Source organism: uncultured Chitinophaga sp. (assembly GCF_937898475.1).
Lineage (GTDB): Bacteria > Bacteroidota > Bacteroidia > Chitinophagales > Chitinophagaceae > Chitinophaga.
This window is the reverse complement of the sequence record NZ_CALEJS010000016.1, coordinates 16,673-32,441: the sequence shown is the minus strand read 5'-3', so window position 1 is coordinate 32,441 and position 15,769 is coordinate 16,673. Positions and strand designations below refer to the sequence as shown.

The 15,769-nt window shown below is 43.6% G+C and carries 22 protein-coding genes; 15 read left to right on the top strand and 7 right to left on the bottom strand.

Translation table 11 applies throughout. The features are described 5' to 3' along the window. Nucleotides 1–12 precede the first annotated feature (12 nt). Together Q0577_RS09965 and Q0577_RS09960 are read left to right on the top strand one after the other, a co-directional pair. The gene (locus Q0577_RS09965) at nt 13–1,374 is read left to right on the top strand and encodes a RagB/SusD family nutrient uptake outer membrane protein (protein ID WP_298735576.1); all 1,362 of its coding nucleotides are present in this window, start codon (nt 13–15) and stop codon (nt 1,372–1,374) included. A gap of 20 nt (nt 1,375–1,394) precedes the next feature. Beyond that, on the top strand, nt 1,395–1,826 hold the full coding sequence (locus tag Q0577_RS09960) for an antitoxin Xre/MbcA/ParS toxin-binding domain-containing protein (protein WP_298735574.1): 432 nt from the start codon (nt 1,395–1,397) through the stop codon (nt 1,824–1,826). 173 nt (nt 1,827–1,999) lie between these two features. On the opposite strand, the gene Q0577_RS09955 is transcribed toward Q0577_RS09960, so the two are convergent. The 4 genes from Q0577_RS09955 to Q0577_RS09940 form a co-directional block, all read right to left on the bottom strand. Beyond that, nucleotides 2,000–2,605 (bottom strand): hypothetical protein, encoded by a 606-nt coding sequence (locus Q0577_RS09955; RefSeq protein ID WP_298735573.1) that lies wholly within the window; start codon nt 2,603–2,605, stop codon nt 2,000–2,002. 56 nt (nt 2,606–2,661) lie between these two features. Then, complete coding sequence (locus tag Q0577_RS09950) at nt 2,662–3,030, bottom strand: hypothetical protein (protein WP_298735571.1); 369 nt, start codon at nt 3,028–3,030, stop codon at nt 2,662–2,664. A gap of 59 nt (nt 3,031–3,089) precedes the next feature. Next, a complete protein-coding gene (locus Q0577_RS09945) occupies nt 3,090–3,569 on the bottom strand; it encodes a MauE/DoxX family redox-associated membrane protein (protein WP_298735569.1) in 480 nt (159 codons plus the stop codon). A gap of 233 nt (nt 3,570–3,802) precedes the next feature. Continuing rightward, complete coding sequence (locus tag Q0577_RS09940) at nt 3,803–4,807, bottom strand: AraC family transcriptional regulator (RefSeq protein WP_298735566.1); 1,005 nt, start codon at nt 4,805–4,807, stop codon at nt 3,803–3,805. 651 nt (nt 4,808–5,458) lie between these two features. Here Q0577_RS09940 and Q0577_RS09935 point away from each other — a divergent pair. The 8 genes from Q0577_RS09935 to Q0577_RS09900 all read left to right on the top strand — a co-directional run bounded on the left by Q0577_RS09935 (nt 5,459) and on the right by Q0577_RS09900 (nt 8,819). Next, nucleotides 5,459–5,707 carry a hypothetical protein gene (locus tag Q0577_RS09935; RefSeq protein WP_298735564.1) on the top strand — a complete coding sequence of 83 codons (249 nt, stop codon included), beginning with the start codon at nt 5,459–5,461 and terminating at the stop codon, nt 5,705–5,707. A gap of 59 nt (nt 5,708–5,766) precedes the next feature. Then, on the top strand, nt 5,767–5,970 hold the full coding sequence (locus tag Q0577_RS09930) for a hypothetical protein (protein WP_298735561.1): 204 nt from the start codon (nt 5,767–5,769) through the stop codon (nt 5,968–5,970). Between the two features lie 11 nt (nt 5,971–5,981). After that, nucleotides 5,982–6,458: a hypothetical protein gene (locus Q0577_RS09925; protein WP_298735559.1), complete on the top strand. Its 477-nt coding sequence runs from the start codon at nt 5,982–5,984 to the stop codon at nt 6,456–6,458. A 64-nt stretch (nt 6,459–6,522) separates the two neighbouring features. Then, nucleotides 6,523–6,957, top strand: coding sequence for a hypothetical protein (locus Q0577_RS09920; RefSeq protein ID WP_298735556.1), 435 nt, complete (start codon nt 6,523–6,525; stop codon nt 6,955–6,957). Nucleotides 6,958–7,009: 52 nt separating this feature from the next. Beyond that, nucleotides 7,010–7,381: a hypothetical protein gene (locus Q0577_RS09915; RefSeq protein ID WP_298735553.1), complete on the top strand. Its 372-nt coding sequence runs from the start codon at nt 7,010–7,012 to the stop codon at nt 7,379–7,381. Nucleotides 7,382–7,403: 22 nt separating this feature from the next. Further along, nucleotides 7,404–7,646: a hypothetical protein gene (locus tag Q0577_RS09910; protein ID WP_298735550.1), complete on the top strand. Its 243-nt coding sequence runs from the start codon at nt 7,404–7,406 to the stop codon at nt 7,644–7,646. A gap of 3 nt (nt 7,647–7,649) precedes the next feature. Continuing rightward, a complete protein-coding gene (locus Q0577_RS09905; protein WP_298735547.1) occupies nt 7,650–7,958 on the top strand; it encodes a J domain-containing protein in 309 nt (102 codons plus the stop codon). A gap of 63 nt (nt 7,959–8,021) precedes the next feature. Further along, the gene (locus tag Q0577_RS09900; RefSeq protein ID WP_298735544.1) at nt 8,022–8,819 is read left to right on the top strand and encodes a DUF3560 domain-containing protein; all 798 of its coding nucleotides are present in this window, start codon (nt 8,022–8,024) and stop codon (nt 8,817–8,819) included. 105 nt (nt 8,820–8,924) lie between these two features. On the opposite strand, the gene Q0577_RS09895 is transcribed toward Q0577_RS09900, so the two are convergent. The 3 genes from Q0577_RS09895 to Q0577_RS09885 form a co-directional block, all read right to left on the bottom strand. Continuing rightward, nucleotides 8,925–9,062, bottom strand: a complete 138-nt coding sequence (locus Q0577_RS09895; protein ID WP_298735543.1) for a hypothetical protein — start codon at nt 9,060–9,062, stop codon at nt 8,925–8,927. A gap of 196 nt (nt 9,063–9,258) precedes the next feature. Beyond that, nucleotides 9,259–9,600: a hypothetical protein gene (locus tag Q0577_RS09890; protein WP_298735541.1), complete on the bottom strand. Its 342-nt coding sequence runs from the start codon at nt 9,598–9,600 to the stop codon at nt 9,259–9,261. Between the two features lie 7 nt (nt 9,601–9,607). Continuing rightward, nucleotides 9,608–9,919, bottom strand: coding sequence for a hypothetical protein (locus Q0577_RS09885; RefSeq protein WP_298735540.1), 312 nt, complete (start codon nt 9,917–9,919; stop codon nt 9,608–9,610). A 131-nt stretch (nt 9,920–10,050) separates the two neighbouring features. Between Q0577_RS09885 and Q0577_RS09880 the strand changes: the two genes are divergently transcribed. The 5 genes from Q0577_RS09880 to mobC all read left to right on the top strand — a co-directional run bounded on the left by Q0577_RS09880 (nt 10,051) and on the right by mobC (nt 15,762). Continuing rightward, the gene (locus Q0577_RS09880) at nt 10,051–10,944 is read left to right on the top strand and encodes a toprim domain-containing protein (RefSeq protein WP_298735538.1); all 894 of its coding nucleotides are present in this window, start codon (nt 10,051–10,053) and stop codon (nt 10,942–10,944) included. A gap of 253 nt (nt 10,945–11,197) precedes the next feature. Next, entirely contained in the window at nt 11,198–11,590 is a 393-nt protein-coding gene (locus Q0577_RS09875; RefSeq protein ID WP_298735536.1) for a plasmid mobilization relaxosome protein MobC, read from the top strand. Next, a complete protein-coding gene (locus Q0577_RS09870) occupies nt 11,575–12,825 on the top strand; it encodes a relaxase/mobilization nuclease domain-containing protein (protein WP_298735534.1) in 1,251 nt (416 codons plus the stop codon). Before Q0577_RS09875 ends, Q0577_RS09870 begins: the two co-directional genes overlap by 16 nt. A gap of 12 nt (nt 12,826–12,837) precedes the next feature. Beyond that, nucleotides 12,838–13,746, top strand: a complete 909-nt coding sequence (locus tag Q0577_RS09865) for a phosphoadenosine phosphosulfate reductase family protein (protein ID WP_298735532.1) — start codon at nt 12,838–12,840, stop codon at nt 13,744–13,746. A gap of 27 nt (nt 13,747–13,773) precedes the next feature. Then, a complete protein-coding gene (gene mobC / locus Q0577_RS09860; RefSeq protein ID WP_298735530.1) occupies nt 13,774–15,762 on the top strand; it encodes a conjugal transfer protein MobC in 1,989 nt (662 codons plus the stop codon). The last annotated feature ends 7 nt before the right edge of the window (nt 15,763–15,769 follow it).

Sequence of the window (15,769 nt, the reverse complement as noted above, 5' to 3'; positions counted from 1 at the left end):
AAACATATAATCATGAAAATTATTGCACAAATATTTCTCATTGCCTTTTTAGGTGGCCTTCTCGGATGCAGCAAATATTTAGAGGTTCAGCCTGATGATACGCTGACTGTTCCGAAAAGCCTAACTGACCTTCAGGCGCTGCTGGACAATTCCAATCGCATGAACATGCAACGAACTCCCAATTTCGGTGAAGCATCCAGTGATGATTACTTTCTGCCCGGCGCACAATTCGACAATATTGAAGTGGAGCTGCAACGCATCTACACATGGAAGGTAAAGGAGTACGTCTTTCAAAATGATTGGTCTATAGCATACGAGCCGATCTTTATCGCTAATCTCTGTCTGGAACAGCTACAAGAAATCCCTTCGTCCGGCAACGCGCCAGCGTGGAACCAAATAAAGGGCGCTGCCCTGTTCTTTCGCAGTTTCTACTATCAGCAATTACTCTGGACTTTCGCACCAGCTTATGACGCATCCACGGCAGCAAACGATTTTGGCATAGTATTGCGCAAAACCTCAGACTTTAATGATCCCAGTGGACGGGCGAATGTACAACAGTCGTATGATCAGGTGCTACAAGATGCAAAAGAAGCAGCCGCACTTCTACCTGACTTGCCATCGCTCCCAATGCGCCCATCGAAAGCGGCTGCATATGGTCTGCTGGCCCGGACATATCTTTCCATGCGCATCTATGACAGCGCCTATTTCTATGCCGATGCAGCGCTTCGCATAAAAGACGACCTTATGAATTTCAACGGGGATACCGACATAAACGGTAGCATCAACGAGCAAGTTCCTTTCCGTATGTTCAACAAAGAAATATTATTCTATTCGGAAATGACGACCACCAATTACATTATCAATCCTTCCAGCATAGCCGTTGATTCCAATCTCATAAAGTTATATAAGCCGCAGGATCTCCGCCTTGTAGCTTTCTACATGAAAGAGGATAGCATTTACCACTTCAAAGGCAGTTACACTGGTAATGAATGGCAATACTTCACCGGCATTGCCACTGATGAACTATATCTAATACGGGCTGAAGGAGCGGCCAGAACCGGGCAGGTAGAACAGACAGTATCCGACCTTCGTGTCTTACTGACCGCCCGTTGGGATGAATCGAGCGATCCACCGGTAATTACACCTGCTGACAGCCAAGAAGCACTTCAAATGGTTCTCGAAGAACGTCGCAGAGAACTTTATATGCGCGGGGTACGATGGATGGATATAAAACGACTTAACAAGGAAAGAGGGAATATTACCCTACAACGTACCGTGAATGGAACCAGCTACAAATTGAATCCGAACGACCGGTACTTTGCATTGCCACTTCCTAAAGACATAGTAAGTGATAGAGTACCTCAGAATCCATAATCGCAGGAAAAAGGTTTACAATGACGAGATTCTTAGAAGAAATAAATGCGAAACAAAACTACTCCACGTTAGTAGGCTTTCGCAATTTGTCATGGAGAGAAAAAGAGAGCATTTTGCATCAGGGCATTCGCAAGATACAGTTATCAACTTTAAAGGAATTAGTTCAACTAAACTGGGAAGAACTTGCAGTCTTACTGGCAGTATCTCACCGGACTTTGCACCTTTGGCGTGACAACCATAAACTGGCAGACTGTTATGCCGACCGGTTCATTCAATATGTAGAAGTATTTAGTTTACTATACAATGCTATTCCCTTTCATCAGCAAGCAACTTTGTGGCTTAGAACGCCGTGTAGGGATTTGTCGGGGCGAAAACCGTTAGAGGTACTTGAAACCAACCCAGGTGTAATGGCTGTAGAATATGCTCTAAAACGCAAACTGGCTGAAAGATAGCACGCTGACCTGCATTGTAAAAAAAGTTACCAGTTTACACTTAGAAATAAGAATACGGAATAATACGGCTATAGTGCCAAAGAGGGCGGCTCCAAAGCCGCCCTCTTAACGCTTTAATAGCATTCTTCTTTTAATGAGAAGGGCTACCGACCAGTAGCCTTTCATTTATGTAATTATTTTTTCTCAACCATTTTCCACCCTTCATCCGTTAAGGCTAATTTAGCCTGCTCCATCTTCACACCCTCTAATTTATAATGAGAAAGTTGAGCAAATGGCGTAGTATGGCGATGTTCTACGCTGTACTCGACGACAGCTTGTTTTCCGTCAGCTTGCTCCATAACGTTCGTGATCTCTTTGAAGTGCAGCTCACTAACCTTAACCCGCTGGATACTGTATTCTTTATCCTTATCTGTGACAGGTAGTAAGTACGGCCCTGCTCTTTCTGTGAAGCTGATAAAGGGCTTTCCAGCGTCGGCAAGTGATTGCGTTTTCGTTATTTTAATATACCCTTCATCTTCCAGCTTTGATTCCAGGGCGCGAGCTGCGTGCTTCGGGTCAGCGGTGAATACTTCCCAACCGATAGTTTTCGGGTACTTCTTAGAAATGATCTCTGCGGCTTTCTCCTTCGTCAACTGCTGAGAGCCGCAGGACACCAGCAATAGTGCAATCAGTGCATAGAAAGTAGTTCGCATGTTCTTATAATTATTTGTATGCAATTTACTGATTTTATCCGCTTCAAATCCGCACTGAACAACAGTTATACGAATATTCTTACTCATGACAAAAAGGCTACCTCCTTTGTAGAAGGTAGCCTTTTTTCCTGCTCATAAATTAATCAGTCTGCCTGATTGGAATACAGATTTCCGCCACCGGAAATTCCGGTTACGTGTGCCGTAGTTCCGCTTTGCGTTGCTGTGATCGAAACGCCGGATAGCTGCGTTGGGCTATCCGGATCATCTACATAGTCGGCGCTCACCAGCACGCGGCAGGCTTTTTGGTTAATGTTGGCGCAGCCACTCAGATTCAGCCCCTTGTATTCCCAATATGCGTTCGAGGTATTTTGTACATTACCTTGTGTATAGGGTTGGGAGCTTTTGAACTCAAACACGTACATATCTGCACGCTTGGAACTTTTTGCTTCTTTGAAAGCAACGCCTGTAAAGGCTACCACTACGGCAAGTATGCCGAACAAATACTTCTTCATGACATGAAATTTTAGCTGTTATAAATATTGTTTAGATCAAACCGGACATAAAACCCACGTTACGTAGGTGGCGCACGACTTCCTGCACTGGAGCTTTTACCGCTGGCAACAATTCCTATAATTGCCAATACGATCATGACAGCATTGAAAATGATGTGCGACTTCCAGGACAATGATTCCAGCAACCCTGCACACATGCACGGCAACTTCGGTGCAAATGCCATCATATAGCTCAGGTAAATAGTGAATACCGCCAGTAAAAGAATCGTGGCTTTTAATCCCGTCTTTCTCATAGTCGGGATAAAAAGTGCCGTCGCTATCAAAATTTCAGCTACTGGTACTGACCACGCCACCAAGCCCGCCACATTCGCCAATACCGGTGACTTACTCAACGCATCTCTAAACTGTCTATAATTATACAATTTATCGATGCTCGTAAATAGAAACAGGAACATTAGCCCTGCTGCTATTGCTTCGACGGTCAATGTCCAATTTGTTCTTTCGGTTAGTGATGGGCGGTATGTTTTGTGGATATCCATTTTTCGGTTTAGGCAAAGCAATGCCTGATAAGGTTGATCCTTATTTTATTTGATCTAATCTTTTGTTGGTAATTAAAAGTTCCTTGCGATTGTCTAAAGCTGCGGGCTACAATATTCCAGTTTGTCTGCTAAATCTGTACTAAAGGTAATAAGCTGTTCCATTGATAACAATACGGTAATAGTGAAATTTCCTTTTTGATGTAAAAAATTGCCTTTTTGACACATAGCCGTTTTTACAACAAATCGAACAGCATTAACTCAACGAGCAATTGAAACGCCATTCCTAAATTCTTGTCCCGCCATACGGACAACTTTGTTTTCTCCATCGGATAGAATGCCCGCCGAAGATTATTGTATGTACGGAATCCACATTGCCTTGCTACTTCGCTTAGTGGTAACTGTGGGTCTGAAAGCATTATCTGCTTTGCTGCTTTTATTCTTTCATACATCAGGTATCGATAGGGTGTAATGCCGAACACCTGACGAAACTTATATTTGAAGTCTGTAGTGTTCATCCGCGTCTCCTTCGCCCATTGCTGCAATGTCATTGCCTCCGGGTATCTTTTTCTTATCATCTCCCTTACGAGGTACAAATTTTCCACCTGGTCATACGTTATCTTCTTATCATGCCCGTTGTTTTTGATAAGCGTATGCACTACCTGTTGCACTATTTCCTTAGCTATATCTTCCTTTGTAGGATCTTGTAATAGTTCTTCCATTCCCTCCAATACTGTATAGTCACTCCATGCAGGCTTCTCTGAAATCCACACCGGCTTGTCTGAACCGATCATGGAAGAAAAGGCATCAAACGTCCGGCCCCGTAGTTTTATCTGACTGAATAGTGCCGGCGATACCTGCATGTCCACTACCTCATAAATTTCATTTCCTTTTAAGAGCAGCTCAACATCTGTCAGCGGGGAATAGGCAAAGTGCATCTGGCCCTGCATGATCCCAATTGGCTTGCCCAGGAACACATGGGCAATGTGTTTCTTCAGCATGAGCCGAAAACCGAGCCATTCCATGTTTCTTTTCACCCGCAAAGAAACATCTTCATGTGGATGATAAGAACTTCGCCAGATGGTGAAGTTTTTCTGCTGCACTTCCTGATAATAAAAATCGCCAAAATTGTTGGTGGACTGGAATGCGAGGCTACCGGGAATGTAGGACTGAGGCAATTCTTGGGGATTATTTGGCATAAAGCTAACTATTCCCTTTGTCCGTTCGGATAAGGTAAACATATAGGGTGGGTTTAAATGATTAATGGTTTCCTGTTAATGAGTTGCTGGCATTTCTTGCGTGTTTTTAAATGGTTACTGAATAATGGGGTTATTGTCCGGTTATGTTGCCCCTCTATAAATTTACTAAACTCCTCTCATTTAATTATATACAGCTCTGCAACAATCCTTCACATATTTATCTAGTGTGGCATTGGATTTCACAGTAATTCATAAATAATTGTAAACTTTTTTATTGATAATGGACACTCCCGGTAATCGTTAATGGTTTTTGGGTAGTCGGCATTGGAACATCAATTAACCCCCCGTTGCGTCGCACTCTTGTACGTCATGTTAGCCTACTCACCATGTCCATGTCCAGATTCTCCTTTTGCATAGGATTCCATACCACTTTACAACAACGTCCACGCACACACGATTATCACTCCATTCCATAAAGTTGACAATAGATGTACTGTTTTCAGGATGCCGCCGAACAGCCCTGGAAAAATTTTTCTCCCCTCGTTGGCTTTTATTGTTACGGGACTCAGGTAGAAAATTTTTTCTGGCGGGCAGTTCTCTGGCATCCTGAAAACACTAATACGCTTTGCGTGCGAAAAAGAAGAAAGCGGCGCACATAGTAAGCCGCAATGTTTAACTCAAAACTTTTTCGTTATGCAAATTCCTAACAATTTATCAGAGATCGCAAAGATCATCCGCGCGGACTGGAAGAACATACACTACACCGCGAAACCTTATCTGTCAGCAATGGAAACGCTGGACAGTATCAACGATCATTTTTTTGAAGATAGCGCCCGCAGCATTGTTTGTTACTTCCTCGGCAATGCTCATTCGTGGAAGGGCGAAACCGCAAAAGCAGTGAAACAGAAATTAAATGATCTGCTGAAAAACACCAATCAATAAGCCCACCGCCGGGGGAAAACAGCCCCCGGCCTTATTCCTCACTATCAAAAATATTAAACATGAAAAGTACAACACTTAGCCGCTTGATGCGCATGTCATGGGAGATACAGCGCCGCCGTCATACTGACCGATCTAAAGCCCTGTTGTCTGCGTGGGTGATTTTTAAAAATGATGATGTGGCCGTAGGCTACCTGCGCGAAAAGCACAGCACCCGAAATAGCAAACCTGCTCCCGTTGCTAATTACTCCCTTTTCACTTTCTAAAATATTGCGTCATGAAATACTTCAATAACTGTAAAACGCTGGAAGAAGTTAAAACCCTCTACCGGGAACTCGCAAAAGAAAATCACCCGGACATGGGCGGAGATACTGCCACTATGCAGGAGATCAACAAAGAGTATGCGTTTGCCTGTGCATTCATTGCAAAGGGTTCCGGCATGACTGATGAACAGGTAGACCAAGAACTGAAACTATCCGAAGAATACCGCGCCGTCATTGAAAAAATTATACACCTGCCCGGTATCACCATTGAGCTAGTGGGCAACTGGATATGGGTAACAGGTGATACCAAGCCGGTAAAGGAATCCCTGAAAGATGCCCGTTTCATTTTCGCCTCAAAAAAGGTTGCATGGTTCTACAGAAATGAAGCCTTTAAAGTGCGTGGCAACGGCGCACCCCTTGAAAAAATCCGTGCGAAATACGGCTCTCAGACCGTGCAAGGAAAATACAAAAAAGAACTTAACGAAGCATGAATCTAACGGAGCGGTACAACCGCCGCTCCGTTTCATTTTCTTTTCTCACTTAAAATTTTAAATCATGAAAAAGATAAATCAACAGGCGACGAAAGTATTTAGCCAAATCTTAGAAAAGTTGGGTACACGATCCCATATAAAACTTGAATCCTCCGGATTCATGCCTTTAACTGTGGAATTGCTGAACAGATATATAACTACAGCAGCCGGAGAAGGCACACTCTATAGCCTTTGCCATTATTACGAGCTAAACGGTGATCTAATGCGTGATCCTGAAATGTGCTTTTTAGTGGTTGATTGCCGGAAGGAGCCGACAGATTATAAAAATCTCCACATATGCCCGCAGATGTACCAGCAAGACAATCGCGGGTTACATGAGGAAAGCATGGAGATTGAAAACAATACAGTAAAAGCATTCTGGCCGGGCTACCAACATCAGCACTGCATTTTTGCCAACTTCTGGCTCCAAAATATCCAACAACAAGGTTTCCTGAAATAATAACCAGCGCGGAGCAATCTGCGCTCATTCTCTCACTTTAAAATCTTATCACATGCCTGCACTTAATCAAATGTACAACGTTCACAAGGCGAAGTTAATCTGCGAACTTTTACCCGAAGAAATCCCCGGCTTTCTTGACTTCGCAAAATCTTTTTCTGATGGCATTACTGCCGCTCCTGATGAACTCCGTAAACAGTGGAAAATAAATCCAATTATCGGCCCGGATCAATGGCTGAGTTACGCCGCTGAAACTAGCCAAATCATTACGCAGTACGGGAAAAAATTAGCTAAATCTCCAAAGGTTTTTGCAGATCAGCTTTTTGATGGCATGATAGCCTTATATACCTGTCACTGCCTGCAACAGTACGTAGAACACAAGACCACTAACGAGAAGTTTAAACTCGCCTATCAGCTCATTTTTTAACTCACGCTTAAATACAAACGAAATGAAACCGACAATTTATGTACGGCCTGATATGGCATTGCCCGACAATGACCAATGGCAACACCGATTCAACGTAAAGAGCGAAAGCTCCAACCGTCTTTATGTTATCTCACAAAACAAAAAGGGCAGGCATTGGGCCTGCTCCTGTCCGGGATGGAAAGCGCACCGTACCTGCAAACACCTTTCCGTCCTCGGACTACCCGGCAAATGCACACCGTATGAAGTAAACCTGATAAACGAGTAAGCTATGGCAAAGAAAGGTTTTCTCGATGGTTACAAAACATACGACACGGCCAGCGGTTACGGCAGTCCTCAAAGCTGGCGGGATGCCTTTACTCAACGTATGAGCAAGGAAGATGCAACCCGAATAATTAACGATGCTGTACAAACTCCGCATGAGGTACTCGGAATAAAACAGGGAGCGTCCGCCGCAGAAATTAAGAAAGCATTCCGCCAACTAATTCGTCAGTGGCACCCTGATACTAATCAACACCGGCTCACTGAAGCCGAAGCCATGAGTAAGAAGATAATCGCGGCTTACACACTTCTTTCCTAATACATTTTTTTAACCGGTCTGCCCTTCGACAACATGGAGGGCAGGCTACAAACTCGCATCATTATGAAACACAATTATGAAGAACGAAAACAAAACCGCATCGATTATGCGAAACAAAAAGCGGTCAAATTGCAAAAGGAATCTAACCAGCTTTATGATCAGGCTAAAAACATGGCATCAGCCATACCAATGGGGCAGCCTATTCTTGTGGGCCATCACTCAGAAAAGAGAGATCGTAATTACCGTGAGAAAATACACAACACCTACGGAAAGGCTTTTGCAGCCAGTGACAAAGCAGCGTATTATGAGAGCAAGGCCGATACGATAGAGGCCAACGATGCCATATCATCAGACGACCCGCAGGCGCTCGTGAAACTCAGGAACAAACTGGCTTCTTTGCAGAGTGCGCAGAACTTCATGAAGGAAGCAAACAAATGCGTAAAATCCGGTAATAAGGAGGCATTTATGAAACTGCCCCACGCATCGGAAAAAATCTGGCAGGAAATCACAACCCCGGATTGTATGAATACAATCGGCTTTGCTCACTACTCCCTCAAAAATAACAACGCCAATATCCGGCGAATAAAGCACCGCATTGAACAACTGGAAGCGATGGAACAGGTTAAAACTTCTGAGAAAACCATCAACGGGGTGCGCGTCGTGATTAATACAGAGGCAAACCGTGTTCAATTATTCTTTCCTCAGATTCCCGGTGAAGAAATAAGAAAGCGGCTCCGCGGGCGTGGTTTCCGCTTCTCCCGATCAGAGGGTAACGCCTGGCAACAATTCATCAGCAACAGTGCGGTAAATCATGCTTACATGGTAGCCGGACTTTATCAGGCTGAACACGACGACAAATAACTGCCCACCTGCGGCGTCCTTCCCGGCGCCGCCATTTTCTCACTCCCAAAAAAACACCTTATGTCAATACGTAAAAGAAAAAATGCCTACAATGTATTTTGTCGGTCAGCTAACCGGGTTACGGCATAGGATGCAGTCGCAGATCCTGAGCAATACCCTTACGCTCCTGATCTTATGGAAGAAGGTGATGTTCTCGCATTTCATGTGTACCTCGATGGATATTTCTTTATCGAAATCACTCATAGAGGAGAAGTGAAATACCAAGTACTTACAGAATATATGCACCCGATTTTCTCCACTATTGAAGATGCAGAAAAAGAGCTTTTCGATATGTGGAAGAAAGGATTGTATTAAATGCGAAAAAGCTGCCGCCATGCTTTTCAACATCGCTAACCAGCGACGCACAGCGGCAGCTTCGCACTGCCCAATGAAAATTAATCTATGCTTCCAAACATCGTATACTCTCCAAAAAGGGTCTGTCTTTCCTTATCCCTATCTTCAATTCATATCGGCAATCAACAGGGCAAAAGGCGAAGTCTATGGCTTCACTATTCAGCTTGTAGTTTCGCAACCGCTTATTCAGGAAAACAGTTAACTGAAATCTTAATCCTCCTTCCTGAGAGAAGTAGCCATTTATCCCCATGACCTTCTTTGCCCAAATTTTAAAATCTAATCGGGCAACCACCATTCCTGTAGGAACCAGTTTCTTTTCATACGGATAGTCCTTTGGACGCAGCCCCATTTGCGAGGCTTTTCCCCACGCCAGCACATTGTTTTCCATACCTCAATCATTTCTGCGTTAACAAAGAAATTTTCTCGTTTAGTTCGGTTAAACCTGCTTTTTTAAGCAATTCATCTGAGATACTTTTAATCGCATCTGCGGTGCTTTCATCCATCCCGGCAAGTAGTCCATCTTCGCGGTTCTTTAAACCGGAATCGATCACCTTCACCAGAAGCAAGATTAACTTCCGTGGTTGGTTAACGCTCACCTTCACCGCATCGCCCATTCCAGGGCTTGCAAGTAATGTTTCAAAAACTACAACAACATCTTTCGCACTTAACATACGCTTTTGTTTTTTGTGAGTAAATATTTTCTCCATAAAAATATTTGCTTCCATCGTCACATTGATACTTCACCCACTTCCTTCTTTGCAGTGGTATGTTCTCGCCTGTGTCACATCTCTACTTTTGTATCTGCAATATTGATTTGTGGAATTGAAAAATGTGAGTTATGACAATAGAGCAAGCTAAAGAGCTGGACATGGTGGATTATCTTACCAAAATTGGTTTCCAGCCGAAGACGATCAACGAACCTCATTACTGGTATATCTCTCCATTGCGTCCAGAGGAAAAAACGCCCTCCTTCAAGATCAATCGCAAGATGAACAAATGGAAGGATTGGGGAAGCGGTGACAGCGGCAATCTGATAGATTTTGGCATCCAGTTTCACAAATGTTCTGTGAAGGATTTTCTGCAAAAACTGGACGTGAATACACCAATGTTCAGACCTTCCGCGCAGCAGGATTCTTCCAGCCGGGCAGACGGCGAGATTAGCATCAGCCGGGTAAAGCCCATAACCTCAATTCCTCTGATTCAGTATGTGCGACAGCGTGGTATTCCACTAGATACAGCAGAACGCTATTTGAAGGAGGTTCATTACAACCTCAAAGGCAAAAACTATTACGCCCTCGGCTTCAAGAATGATGCAGGTGGTTATGAGCTTCGCAATAAGTATATCAAAGCCAGCAGTTCGCCCAAAACTTCCACTTTTATAGATAATAAATCTCGTGAACTCGCGGTATTTGAGGGCTTCTTTAACTTCCTTTCGCACCAAGCGATCAAACGCAATAAACAGCAGCCAGCAAGTAATTTTTTGGTGCTTAATTCTCTCTCTTTTTTCGACAATAATATTTCCCGCATGACAGCCCATGATCGTGTCAAATTATACCTCGACAACGATAAGTCCGGCGACAAGTTTACCAAGCAGGCATTAGCCATAAACTGCCATAAGTTCAGCGATGAACGCAAGTTGTATGCGCCATCAAAAGACCTCAACGAATGGATGCTGAACAATCGTCCACAACAGCAGCACCAGCACCAACAACAACAACGCCGAAGCCCGTAGCCTATCCGGGCACAGGCTTCCTGCTCTCCAGGGCTTCGGGCCATGACTGACATCTGCGATTACAGCATCCAGCGCTGCATATCCATTTTGTTCACCATGACAAAATCTGAGATCATCTGCTGCGCCATGATCGGCCAGATGTACGGTTGTGGCACAAGCCTCAACCGAATCTGGCCGGCCTTCCTCCGAAGTCGGGGCCGGAAATCGCCACAGGCGACAAAAGATCCATTTTAAGCCATTAAAATTTTATCAAATGAAAGGGCAAAAAATCAATCGTGACAAGCATCTCCATGTTCGGCTTACCCCGGAAGAATACCAAAAGCTATTCAAGCAATTCACCACTTCTTCCAGTCAGAAACTCAGCGAGCATATTCGGAAAATCCTATTGGATAAACCGATAAAAATGTATCACAGAAATCAATCCATCGATGACCTAATGGCAGTCCTGATCCTGCTCAAAGATGAGTTGAATGCCATCGCCAATAACTACAACCAGGTTGTCAAAAAACTGCACATGCTCAACGACAAATCTGACCTCTCCGGATGGTTATCGCTCAATGAAATTGGCCGTAAAGCATTGCATGAAAAAGTAACTGAAATCAAAGACAAAATTTCTCAAATCAGCGAAAAATGGTTGCAAGAGTAAACGCTAGTAAATCCCTGAGAAATGCGCTGCACTATAATGAAAATAAGGTGCGGCAGTCCACCGCTGTGCTTATCCATTCCAGAAATTTTGCAAAGGACACCCAACAGCTCGGCATTAACGATAAATTGGGAACACTTCAGAACTTAGCTGCCCGCAATGAGCGCACAAAAGTGAACAGCGTTCATATCTCGTTGAACTTTGATCCATCAGAGAAACTGGACGACGAAACCCTTCAACGGATAGCCGATTCATACTTGCAAAAAATTGGCTTTGGAGATCAGCCATATCTCGTTTACAAGCATGAAGATGCAAGCCATCCCCACATCCACATCGTTACCACCAACATCAAACGAAACGGGAAAAGAATTGCACTCCACAACATCGGAAAAAATCAGTCTGAAAAAGCCCGAAAACAAATTGAAAAGGATTTTAACCTAGTTCGTGCTGATTCTAAGCAGCGGCAACAGGTATATGAAGTAAAGCCAGTTAACGCTGAGAAATTTTTATATGGAAAGAATGCTGCCTCCGGTACCAAACGGGCCATCGCAAATGTACTCGACACGGTGTTACCGAAGTACAAATACACCTCATTGCCAGAGTTAAATGCTGTTCTCCGACAATACAATATTGTTGCTGACCAGGGCAACAAGGAATCCCGCATCTATAAGTCCGGCGGACTGGTCTACAGAGTGCTTGGTGCGAACGGCCAAAAGGTTGGTGTCCCGATACCTGCCAGTCACATCTATAACAAACCAACTCTTAAAAATTTAGAGAAAAACTTCGTGAAAAATCAGGTACAACGCCGCCCGCATATGCAGCGGGTTCGCAATGCTGTGGACTACATCATCGCAACAAAAGGACGCATCACCTTAACAGAATTACAAAACTACTTACAGAAGGAAAGGATTTCGCTTGTGGTACGGCAAAACGCGGATGGCATTGTTTACGGTTTAACCTACGTTGATCATAAAACGCAATCAGTTTTTAATGGTTCTGATCTCGGTAAACCCTACAGCTCGAACCAAATGCAACAACGCATCCAGCAGATCCCCGTGATGCGCCCAGAAGCGCCAATGATGAAACAGCATACAACCAATTCTCAAAAGAATGAGCAAACACCATCGGATGCCGTGAAAAGTGCTGTAGAATCAGTGTTTGACATTGAAAAGGAAACGTCACCACAGGCTGAATTTGACGAAAGAAAAAAGAAAAAAAGGAAAAGATTGTTTCATTAAACCTTGTTTCGTATGAAGAAGAAATTGATCGTGTCGTTTAGTGGAGGCGAAACTTCAGCTTTTATGTCGCAGTGGCTATGGCAGAATAGAACCGACGATTATGAAATGCTTTTTGTATTCGCTAATACCGGCGAGGAAAGAGAAGAAACACTGGAATTTGTACAACATTGCAGCGACTATTTCGGGTTTGCCGTGAACTGGATAGAATGCGAACCCGGATGCAAGGAAAAATATAGGTCTGTTGATTTTAAAACTGCTTCCAGGCATGGAGAACCGTTTGAAAAAGTAATCCGAAAATATGGGATTCCGAATATTGCACTGCCGCATTGTTCGCGTGAACTAAAGGAAGTACCTATATCTGCATTTTCAAAAAACCGTTTTGGCAAGCCATATTATACCGCCATCGGTATCCGTTCAGACGAAGTTGATCGCATATCTCCTTTTGCTCAAAAGAAGAAGCTCATTTATCCTCTAATATCCAAAACTTTCCTTCCAGGCATCATGAAGCCCGATGTTAACCTGTATTGGTCAAAGATGCCGTTTAGATTGAACCTGAAAGGCTATGAAGGAAACTGCAAATGGTGCTGGAAAAAATCAAAAAGAAAGCTGCTGCGTATAGCAAAAGATACCCCTTTTGCTTTTGACTTTCCTCAGCGTATGGAGGAACTGTATGGGAACTTTATACCGGATAGCCGATCCGCGAAACTATTGCAGGATGGCAAGTCAATTCCCTTTCCAATTACATTTTTCAGGAATCACTTATCGGCCAAAGAGATTCTACAAATGGCCCAATCTGCCAACCCCATCATCAGGGATGAGAGCAGGGCATATACAAAGCAAGCAACACTATCATTCGATGATACCGACGACATAGATGCCGTAGGTGGCACTAGCTGCGAGGTATTCTCGGATTGCCGATAGATACTCTTTACTTTCAAATTTTGTGTTATGTCAATGCGAACAGGTGAGAACGAACAGGGGTTGAAGAAGATCATTGACCTCACAAGAATGATAGCAATAGTTATTCTACTTCTTCATTGCTATTACAATTGCTACTATGCTTTTAAGCAAATCGGATGGACTAGCAATATATCCGACCAGCTATTAAAAAATATCGTCAAAACCGGTCTATTAACAGGGTACTTTAAAAGTAAAATAATTGCACTCCTATTATTATTTATTTCGTTGCTTGGAGTGCGGGGCAGAAAGGATGAAAAAGCAGATGCGCGTGCAGGCGTTGCACTGCTATTCTCCGGCCTCATTATTTACTTTGTAAGTGGTTTGATTTTATTGGTAGACGGACTGCCCGCGCAGGCTGTTGCAGCAACCTACATTCTATTAAACGCACTCGCATTCGTACTCCTTATTACTGGCGGTAGTATAATAGCCAGGTCTTTAAAAAAAAGACTGAGCGGCGATATATTCAATAAAGAAAACGAAACGTTCCCGCAGCAGGAGAAACTACTAGAGAATGAATTTTCAATAAACCTTCCCGCATACTATTTCTACAAAGGTGCGAAGCGGGATTCATGGCTGAATTATGTATCGCCAGCTCGTGGCCTGCTCTGCGTGGCCTCGCCCGGAGCTGGAAAATCCAGATACCTTATTGAGCCAGCAATCCGCCAACTACTGGCTAAGAATCATGCAATGGTTTTATATGATTTTAAGTACCCCGATTTAACAATCATAGCGTACAATCACTATCTAAAGAATCGAAAGAACTATCCGCGCAAGCCCTCATTTCATGTAATAAATTTTGACGACCTACCACACAGCAACCGGTGTAATCCACTCTATCCGGAAATGATGCACGACATATCCGATGCTGTTGAGGCAGCGCGAATCCTAATGCTAGGAACCAACAAAAGCTGGTTGCGTAAGCAAGGGGATTTTTTTGTCGAATCGGCAATCAATTTTACTATATCAGTCATTTGGTTTTTGCGGAAGTATGAGGATGGACGGTATTGCACATTGCCCCACATAATTGAGTTTATGCAGGTCAAAATGGATAAGCTCTTTACGGTGCTTCAAACGGAGCCGGAAATTTCCGCCTTCATTTCACCCTTCATTTCTGCATTCGTTGAAAATACGATGGAACAACTCGAAGGTCAGTTAGACGCAGCAAAGATCGGTCTTGCAAGACTTTCCTCGCCTACGATCTACTATCTGCTTAGTGGTAATGATTTCACTTTGGACATTAATAACCCGGCATCCCCGAAGATTCTTTGTTTAGCAAATAATCCGCAGAAGCAAGAAGTGTATGGGCCACTATTAAGCCTTTTCATGACCCGTATCAGTAAGATCATGAACCAACCGGGCAAAATCAAATCGGCGGTGATACTGGATGAATTTCCCACCCTGACATTTTTGGAACTCTCAACACAAATCGCAAGTGCAAGGAGCCACCTTATATCTACCATCTTGGCAATGCAATCGGATCATCAATTGCGTTTGCAATATGGCAAAGAGTGGGCAGATGTAGTGCTAAATATTTGCGGAAATATTATGATCGGGCAGACCAGCGGAGAACTTGCAAAGCAAGTTTCCGAAAGGCTCGGTAAAACAATGCAAGACCGTGAAAGCATTTCTATCAACAGCGGTGACACGTCTATTTCCAGAAGTAAACAACTGGAAATGGCCGTGCCCGTGAGTACGATTTCCAATCTTTCTTCGGGGGAGTTTGTAGGCATCACTGCCGATACACCCGATCAGCCCATTGAATTGAAACGGTTTCATGCTCATGTGAAGGTTGATAACAGTGCCTTGAAAATTGAAAAAGAAACCTATCTGCCCGTTCCGATAGTTAAAGCGGTAACCCGTAAGGATATAATGGACAATTATGCCATCATTAAACAGGACGTGCAGGATATTGTTGAGGCTGTTTTACAGTCGGTTTTAAACGACCCTTCGCAGGAGGGGCTAATAGTAAAAAAATAAAAACTCT